At 71.7% G+C, this 8,303-nt stretch carries 7 protein-coding genes and 1 rRNA gene; 1 reads left to right on the top strand and 7 read right to left on the bottom strand.

Annotation, left to right across the window (positions count from 1 at the left end):
• Positions 1-64: 64 nt before the first annotated feature.
• The 4 genes from ACIBEI_RS39355 to ACIBEI_RS39370 all read right to left on the bottom strand — a co-directional run bounded on the left by ACIBEI_RS39355 (position 65) and on the right by ACIBEI_RS39370 (position 4,340).
• Positions 65-1,021: an ABC transporter ATP-binding protein gene (locus ACIBEI_RS39355; RefSeq protein WP_398895412.1), complete on the bottom strand. Its 957-nt coding sequence runs from the start codon at positions 1,019-1,021 to the stop codon at positions 65-67.
• The gene (locus tag ACIBEI_RS39360; protein ID WP_398895429.1) at positions 1,018-2,019 is read right to left on the bottom strand and encodes a FecCD family ABC transporter permease; all 1,002 of its coding nucleotides are present in this window, start codon (positions 2,017-2,019) and stop codon (positions 1,018-1,020) included. The genes ACIBEI_RS39355 and ACIBEI_RS39360 overlap by 4 nt, the downstream gene beginning before the upstream one ends.
• Before the next feature lie 98 nt (positions 2,020-2,117).
• Positions 2,118-3,161, bottom strand: coding sequence for a FecCD family ABC transporter permease (locus ACIBEI_RS39365; RefSeq protein WP_398895414.1), 1,044 nt, complete (start codon positions 3,159-3,161; stop codon positions 2,118-2,120).
• Positions 3,162-3,311: 150 nt separating this feature from the next.
• Entirely contained in the window at positions 3,312-4,340 is a 1,029-nt protein-coding gene (locus tag ACIBEI_RS39370; protein ID WP_398895416.1) for an HAD hydrolase-like protein, read from the bottom strand.
• A 72-nt stretch (positions 4,341-4,412) separates the two neighbouring features.
• On the opposite strand from ACIBEI_RS39370, the gene ACIBEI_RS39375 reads away from it, so the two are divergent.
• On the top strand, positions 4,413-5,702 hold the full coding sequence (locus tag ACIBEI_RS39375; RefSeq protein WP_398895418.1) for a DUF1015 family protein: 1,290 nt from the start codon (positions 4,413-4,415) through the stop codon (positions 5,700-5,702).
• Positions 5,703-5,803: 101 nt separating this feature from the next.
• On the opposite strand, the gene ACIBEI_RS39380 is transcribed toward ACIBEI_RS39375, so the two are convergent.
• The 3 genes from ACIBEI_RS39380 to rrf form a co-directional block, all read right to left on the bottom strand.
• A complete protein-coding gene (locus ACIBEI_RS39380) occupies positions 5,804-6,622 on the bottom strand; it encodes a hypothetical protein (protein WP_398895430.1) in 819 nt (272 codons plus the stop codon).
• Complete coding sequence (locus ACIBEI_RS39385) at positions 6,514-7,929, bottom strand: hypothetical protein (RefSeq protein WP_398895432.1); 1,416 nt, start codon at positions 7,927-7,929, stop codon at positions 6,514-6,516. Before ACIBEI_RS39385 ends, ACIBEI_RS39380 begins: the two co-directional genes overlap by 109 nt.
• Before the next feature lie 269 nt (positions 7,930-8,198).
• A 5S ribosomal RNA gene (gene rrf / locus ACIBEI_RS39390) occupies positions 8,199-8,303 on the bottom strand; the annotation flags it as partial.

Here is an 8,303-nt window from a genome sequence, read left to right on the forward strand (position 1 = left end):
GGGCGCGGGGAACTGCGCGCCCAGCCACGACGCACCGCAACCGAAAACACCACCGCCGACACGCTCAGCCTTCGGCAACCCCCACACCCGCGGCAGCGGCCCGTGCCTTCCGCGCCGCCGGCACCACCAGCGGCGTACCCGTCTCCGGGTCGTCGATGACCTGGCAGCGCAACCCGAAGACCTCCTCGACCAGCTCGGCCGTGACGATGTCGGCCGGGGCGCCCTCGGCGATCACCGAGCCCTCGCGCAGGGCGATCAGGTGGGTGGCGTACCGGGCCGCGTGGTTGAGGTCGTGCAGTACGGCGACCAGGGTGCGGCCCTGCTCCTCGTGGAGTTCCGCGCACAGGTCGAGCACGTCGATCTGGTGCTGGATGTCGAGATAGGTGGTCGGCTCGTCGAGCAGCAGCAGGGGGGTCTGCTGGGCGAGCGCCATGGCGATCCACACGCGCTGGCGCTGGCCTCCGGAGAGCTCGTCGACGTATCGGTCGGCCAACTCGGCGACCCCGGTCGAGGTCATGGACTCGCGCACGATCCGCTCGTCCTCGGTCGACCACTGGCGGAGCAGCCCCTGGTGCGGGTAGCGCCCGCGCCCCACGAGGTCGCCGACGGTGATCCCGTCCGGCGCGATCGACGACTGCGGCAGCAGCCCGAGCGTCCGGGCCACCTTCTTGGCGGGCATCGACTGGATGACCTGCCCGTCGAGCAGCACCCGGCCCCGGTTCGGCTTCAGCATGCGGGACAGGGCGCGCAGCAGCGTGGACTTGCCGCAGGCGTTCGGGCCGACGATCACCGTGAACGAGTTGTCCGGTATCTCGACCGACAGCTGCTCGGCGATGACGCGCTGGTCGTAGGCGAGGGTGACGTTTTCGGCGGACAGGCGGTTCACAGTGCTCCTTCGGGTGTTCGTGCGCGGCCCGCCATCGGAGCCCGTACTCGTCCTGCTCGTCGTGCTCGTCTCTCCGGCGGCGGCCGTACGCGCCGCCCCGTCGTCGGCCGTACTCGTCTTACGGTCGGCGTTCATATCCGCCCCGCCTTGCGCTCGGTGACCAGGAGCCACAACAGATAGACGCCGCCGAGCACTCCGGTCACGACGCCGACGGGCAGCTGGTCGGCGCCGAAGGCCCGCTGCGAGGCCCAGTCGGCGACGACCAGCAGGGTGGCGCCCATGCACATGGCGGGCACCAGGTTGGGTCCCGGCGAGCGGGTGAGGCGCCGCGCGAGCTGCGGTGCGGTGAGCGCGACGAAGGCGACCGGGCCCGCGGCGGCGGTGGCGGCCGCGGTGAGCAGCACGGCGGCCACCAACAGCAGCAGCCGCGTCCGCTCGACCCGCACCCCGAGCGCGTACGCCACGTCGTCGCCCATCTCCAGCATCCGCAGCCCGCGCGCGTTGCCGAGGACCAGCGGTACGAGGACGGCGCACAGGCCGAGCAGCGGCCAGACCTGGTCCCAGTCACGGCCGTTGAGCGAGCCGGTCATCCAGACGACGGCACGGGCCGCGTCGACGAGATCGGCCTTGGTGATCAGATAGCCGTTGACGGCCGTGACGATCGCGGAGACACCGATACCGACCAGGACGAGTCGGTATCCGTGCACACCCCGCTTCCAGGCGAGCACATAGATGGCGAGCCCGGTCACCAGACCGCCGACCAGCGCGCCGACGGCGACCTGGGTGGCGTTCCCCGAGAACAGCACGATCATCACGAGCGCGCCGGCCGTCGAACCCTGCCCGAGGCCGAGCACGTCCGGACTGCCCAGCGGATTGCGGGAGATGGCCTGGAAGAGCGCGCCGCCGAGCCCGAGCGAGGCCCCCACCAGGAGCCCGACCAGGACTCGCGGCAGGCGCAGTTCGTTGACGATGAACTCCTGGCCCGCGTCGCCGTTGCCGACCAACGTCCTGAGGACGTCGGCGGCCGGTATCGGGAAGTCGCCGGTGCCGATGAGCACGACACTCGCGGCGAGCGCGGCCACGAGCAGCAGCACGACGACCGTGAACCCGCGGACATCGAAACGGACCGACAGCCCACCGCCGGCACGAACGGTCCGAGCCCGAAAGGCCCGGACTGGACCTGCCTGACCGCGCCCGCTCTGCTCGTGTTCTGCCTGATTGCGTGGGGGCTTCACAGCTGCGCCGTCCTCCGCCGTCGTACGAGAAAGATGAAGACCGGTCCGCCGAGGATCGCGGTGACGATGCCGACCTGGAGCTCCGCGGGCCGGGCGACCATCCGGCCGATCACATCGGCGCCCAGCAGCAGCACCGGCGACAGCACAGTGGCGTACGGCAGGATCCAGCGCAGGTCGGGCCCGGTGAAGGACCGTACGACGTGCGGAACCATCAGCCCGACGAAGACGATCGGCCCGCAGGCGGCGGTCGCTGCCCCGCAGAGCACGGTCGCGGCGGCCATGGACAGCCCGCGGGTGCGGTTCAGATGCGCACCGAGCGCACGGGCGGTGTCGTCGCCCATGGCCATGGCGTTCAGCGGCCGGGCGAGCGCCAGCGCGAGAACCGTGCCGACCACGAGGAACGGCAGCACCTGCTCGATGGTCGAGTTCGTCGCCGAGGCCAGCGAACCGACGGTCCAGAAGCGCATCTTGCCGAGCGCGGCCTCGTCCGTGATCATCACGGCCTGCAGATAGCCGTAGAGCGCGGCGCTGATCGCGGTGCCGGCGAGCGCGAGCCGCACCGGCGTGGCACCCCGGCTGCCGCCGAGGAAGTACACGAGCGCCCCGACGACGGCCGCGCCCGCGAAGGCGAACCACACATAACCGCTCAGCGAGGTGACGCCGAAGAAGGTGATGGCCGTGACGACCGCGGCGGACGCACCGGCGTTGATACCGAGCAGCCCCGGATCGGCGAGCGGGTTGCGGGTGAGCGCCTGGAGGACGGCCCCGGAGAGCCCCAGCGCGGCACCGACGAGCAGCCCGAGGACCGTACGCGACAGCCGCTCGCTCACCACGACGTCGCCGTACGTTCCCGAGTCCTCGAACAAGCCGTGCCAGACCTGCTCCAGCGACAGCTCTTTTGCGCCGATCGCGATGCTCGCCAGGGCGACGAGCACCAGCACGGCGAGGGACACGAAGAGCCCAGCGGCCCGTATCGCCCGGCGGGTTGGGGGCGCGGGGGCGGTCTCCGCGCTCGGTTCAGGGGGACTGTCGACCAACACCCGGTTAGGTTAGCCTACCCTCGCCGTGCACCACGATCCCCATACGCGGTGACCTGCGCAACCATCCCTTCCGAGGCCGCGCTCCAAAGCCCTCCGAAGAGCCTGCCGAAGGCCCCGCCGAAGAGCCCCCGAAAGCCGCCGGGCCCGCGCTCAGAGCCCCAGCCGCGCCAGCGCCTTCCCCCCGTCCAGCTCGCACGCTCCATCCCCCGCGGCCGTCCAGGCGGCGGCACACAGCGCCCGCAGCCCGTCCATCGCCTCGCCCGCACCCTCCAGTTCCAGCCGCTCGGCGCCTGCCGTCGCCGTCCAGCCTCCGCAGCGGAACCCGTCGCCCGCCTCGACGACCTCCGGCTGCCCGGTCAACATGCCTCGCAGGTCGGCGTCGACGTACGTCGGCCGGTGCTGCGGCGGAGCGGCGATGAGCTGCGCCCCGTCGGTCACACCGGTCAGCACCAGCAGCGAGTCCACCTCGCCGTTGAACGCACCCTCGATGTCCGTGTCGAGCCGGTCCCCCACCACCAGCGGCCGCTCGGCCCCGGTCCGCAGGATCGTCTCGCGGTGCATCGGCGGCAACGGCTTGCCCGCCACCTGTGGCTCGGCGCCGGTCGCGATCCGTACGACCTCCACGGCCGCGCCGTTGCCCGGAGCGATCCCGCGCGCGCTGGGGATCGTCAGATCGGTGTTGGACGCGAACCACGGCACCCCGCGCGCGATGGCGTAGCAGGCCTCCGCGAAGCGGCCCCAGGGCAGATCGGGCCCGCCGTACCCCTGCACGACGGCCACCGGTTCGTCCTCGGCCGACTCGACCGGTTCGAGCCCGCGCTCGCGCAGCGCGACCCGCAGCCCCTCCCCGCCGATCACCAGCACGCGCGCCCCCTGGGGCACCTGCTCGCTGATCAGCCGGGCCACCGCCTGCGCCGAGGTGATGACGTCCGACTCCTCCGTCGGTATCCCCAGCTCCGTGAGGTGCGCGGCGACGGTGTCGGGCGTCCGCAGCGCGTTGTTCGTCACGTATGCGAGACGCATGCCGCCCGCGCGGGCCGTGCCGAGCGAGTCGACCGCGTACGCGATCGCGTTCCCGCCCGCGTACACCACCCCGTCCAGGTCGAGCAGTGCCGTGTCGTACGCCTCGCTCAGGGCCCGGTCACTGCCCTCGGGGCGCGTCCTCACGGTCTGGCTCATTACGCATCGCTCCTCGTTCGATCCCTTTCCCCCGATCATCCCGCATGGCACTGACACACTTACGATGCCTCAATGAACACTGCAGGTCCCGTGGACGTACCGGCCGGCATGGGCCTAGACCTCACCCCGTTCCGGGGCCTGCGCTACGACCCCGACCGGGTCGGCAGCCTCTCCGCCGTCACGTCCCCGCCCTACGACGTGGTCGTACGGCCCGACGGTCTCCACCACCTCGAATCGGCGGACCCGCACAACATCGTCCGGCTGATCCTCCCCCAGGCGACCACACCCAGCGTCCGCAACGAGCAGGCCGCGGACACCCTGCACCGCTGGCTTTCCGAGGGCGTCCTGACCACGGACTCCGTGCCGGGCCTGTACGTCTACGAGCAACGCCACGGCGACGGCATGCTGCAACGGGGCATCATCGGCGCCCTGCGCCTGTCGGAGGCGTCGGACGGCGTGGTCCTGCCGCACGAGGACGTCATGCCGCACGTCGTCGCGGACCGCGCGGCCCTGATGCGCGCCACCTCCGCGAACCTCGAACCCCTGCTGCTGACCTACCGCGGCAACGGGGCCGCCTCCGGCACGACCGCCGTCGTGGAGGGCGCCGCCGAGCGCCCTCCCCTGCTGTCCACAACCACGGAGGACGGCTTCAGCCACCGCCTGTGGGCCGTGACCGACCCCGCGCACCTGGCCGAGATCCGGACAGACCTCGCCAACCGCCAGGCCCTCATCGCCGACGGCCACCACCGCTGGGCGACGTACTTGCGTCTACGCGCGGAGCATCCCTCCCCCAGCCCCTGGGACTTCGGCCTGGTACTCCTCGTCGACACCGCCCGCTACCCGCTCCGCGTCCGCGCGATCCACCGCCTCCTGCACCGCCTCCCGGTGACCGACGCCCTGGCGGCCCTCGGCGACGACTTCCGCGTACGCCACGTAGACGGCCCTCTCTCCCGTGCCCTGGAGTCCCTCTCCGTAGCGGCCGCCGAGGGAAACGCCTACCTCCTTGCGGGTGACGGCACGTTCCACCTCGTCGACCGCCCGTCCCCGGACCTGCTCGCCCGTACGATCCCGGCGGACCGCCCCGAGACCTGGCGCACCCTCGACGCGACGGTCCTGCACGCCACGCTCCTCGACCATGTCTGGCAGATACCCGACGTCCCGGAGCACATCGCCTACATCCACGACACCGCCGCCACGGTCGCCAAGGCGGAGCGCGACGGCGGCACGGCCGTCCTGATGCACCCGGTCCACGAAGAGGTCGTACGCGACCTGGCGAGCCAGGGCGTCACGATGCCCCGCAAGTCGACGTCCTTCGGCCCGAAGCCGGCGTCGGGCCTGGTGCTGCGCACCCTGGCCCCCTGAAAACACGAATGGGCGGGCCCCCCGAAGGGATCCCGCCCATGGACTCGTATGTGTCCGTTACTCGTGCGCGCACTCGTGCTCGTACGACTCCTGCGGGGCTGTCAGCCCTTGAGGTCGTCCTCGTCGCCGTCGACGCTGTCGTCGGTCGGCTCCGCCTCCGGCGCTGACTTCGCTTCCGGGACCTCGGAGTTCACGACCTCGACATCGCCGTCGCTATCGGTGTCGCTCTCGCTGTCGTCCTCGACGAGGGCGTCGACGAACTCCACACCGTCCAGCTCGGCGAGTCGGTCCGAGGCGTCCGTGCTGCCGTCCTTGTCGGACTCGACGGCCTTGGCGAACCACTCACGCGCCTCGCCCTCACGCCCGGCCGCGAGCAGCGCGTCGGCGTACGCGTACCGCAGTCGCGCGGTCCACGGCTGTACGGAGTTGGAGGCGAGCTCGGGGCTCTGCAGAGTGACGATGGCCGCGTCGAGCTGGTCCATGTCCCGCCGCGCACCGGCTGCCACGAGCCGCATCTCGACCTGGCCGGCCTTGTCGAGCTTCTGCACCTCGGGGGCGCCGGCCATGTCGAGCGCCTTCTCGGGCCGCCCGAGACCGCGCTCGCAGTCCGCCATGACGGGCCACAGGTCCACGTTGCCGGTCATGCGCCGCGCGGCCCGGAACTCGGCGAGCGCCTCGCTGTACTTCTGGCTCGCGTACGCGGCGAAGCCGGCCGCCTCCCGTACGGCGGCGACACGCGACGCCAGCCGCAGCGCGACCCTGGAGTAGCCGTACGCACCCTCGGGGTCCTCGTCGATGAGCCTGGCCACCATCACCAGGTTGCGGGAGACGTCCTCGGCAAGCCCCTTGGGCAGGCTCTGCAGTTCCTGCCGTACGTCCTTGTCGATCTCCTCGCCCGTGACGTCGTCCGGGATCGGCAGCCGCTTGATCGGCTCGCGGTCGCGGTCCCGCTCGTCGCGGAAGCGCCCGCCGCCACGACGGTCGTCGCCGCCCCGTCCACCACGGTCGTCGCGCCCACGGAACCCGCCGCCACCGCTACCGGGACGGCCACGGCTGTCATCGCGACGCGGTCCGCCACGACGGTCGTCGCCGCCACGCGCCCCACGGTCGTCCCGCCCACGGAACCCGCCACCGCCACCTGCGCGGTTGTCGTCCCGACGGAAGCCACCACGGTCGCCACCGCCACTGCTGCCGCCGCGGTTGTCATCACGGCGATCATCACGACGGACGTAACGGGTACGGTCGCCGTCGCGACGGTCATCCCTGCGGTCGTCACGCCGGAAACCGCCACGGTCGCCGCCACCGCTGCCACCGCCACGGTTGTCCTCGCGACGGTCGTCACGCCGGAAGCCACCACGATCGCCACCGCCACTGCCGCTGCGGTTGTCGTCGCGGCGCGGGGCGCCCCGCTCGTCGTCACGGCGGAACGCCGGACGGTCATCCCTGCGGTCGTCCCGACGGAACCCACCGCGGTCGCGGTCGTCACGGCTCGGTCCACTGGGACGGTCATCACGCCGGAACGGCGGACGGCCTCCACGGTCGTCGTCACGGCGGAACGCCGGACGATCGCCATCGCGCCGGAACCCACCACGGTCGCCACCGCCACCGCGGTTGTCATCCCGACGGAAGCTGCCGCGGTCACCGCCACTGCTGCCGCCACGGTTGTCATCACGACGGTCGTCACGCCGGAAGGGCGGACGGTCACCATCACGCCGGGGGCCACCACGATTGTCATCGCGACGGAAACCGCCACGGTCGCTGCTGCCACCGCGGCTGTCATCACGGCGGAAGCCACCACGGTCACTGCTGCCACTGCTGCTACCACCGCGGCTGTCGTCCCGACGGAAACCGCCCCCACTGCTGCCACGGTCGTCGCGGCGGAAGCCACTACGGTCGCCGCCACCACTGCCGCTGCGGTTGTCGTCGCGACGCGGGCCGCCCCGCTCGTCGTCACGGCGGAACGCCGGCCGGTCATCCCTGCGGTCGTCCCGACGGAACCCACCGCGGTCACGGTCGTCACGGCTCGGCCCACTGGGACGGTCATCACGCCGGAACGGCGGACGAGCGCCGCGGTCGCGGTCGTCGCGTCCGCGGTATCCGCCGCCACTGCCGCCACCACGGTTGTCATCGCGACGGAAGCCACCACGGTCACTGCCGCTGCTGCTGCCACCGCGGTTGTCGTCCCGACGGAAGCCACCACGGTCGCCGCCGCCACTGCTGCTGCCACGGTTGTCATCGCGACGGTCGTCACGCCGGCCGTTCCCGCCACGGTCGTTGTCGCGGCGCGGGCCCCCTCGGTACCCGCCCCGGTCACCACTGTCCCGGCTTCGCTGGTCGCGCTCCGGTCGCTCGTCGGGAGAGTTGGTGGACATGGGTGACTCCTGTCATCGGTACCGCAAGTCATTCTCGCGCAGCCGGGTACCCAGCGCGCTTCGGAAAACAAAAAAGGACCTCTGGTCCCAGCGAGTCGCTGGGACCAGAGGTCCTCCAAATATTGTTCGGCGGCGTCCTACTCTCCCACAGGGTCCCCCCTGCAGTACCATCGGCGCTGTAAGGCTTAGCTTCCGGGTTCGGAATGTAACCGGGCGTTTCCCTCACGCT

It is taken from the genome of Streptomyces sp. NPDC050988 (assembly GCF_044456225.1).
Taxonomy (GTDB): domain Bacteria; phylum Actinomycetota; class Actinomycetes; order Streptomycetales; family Streptomycetaceae; genus Streptomyces.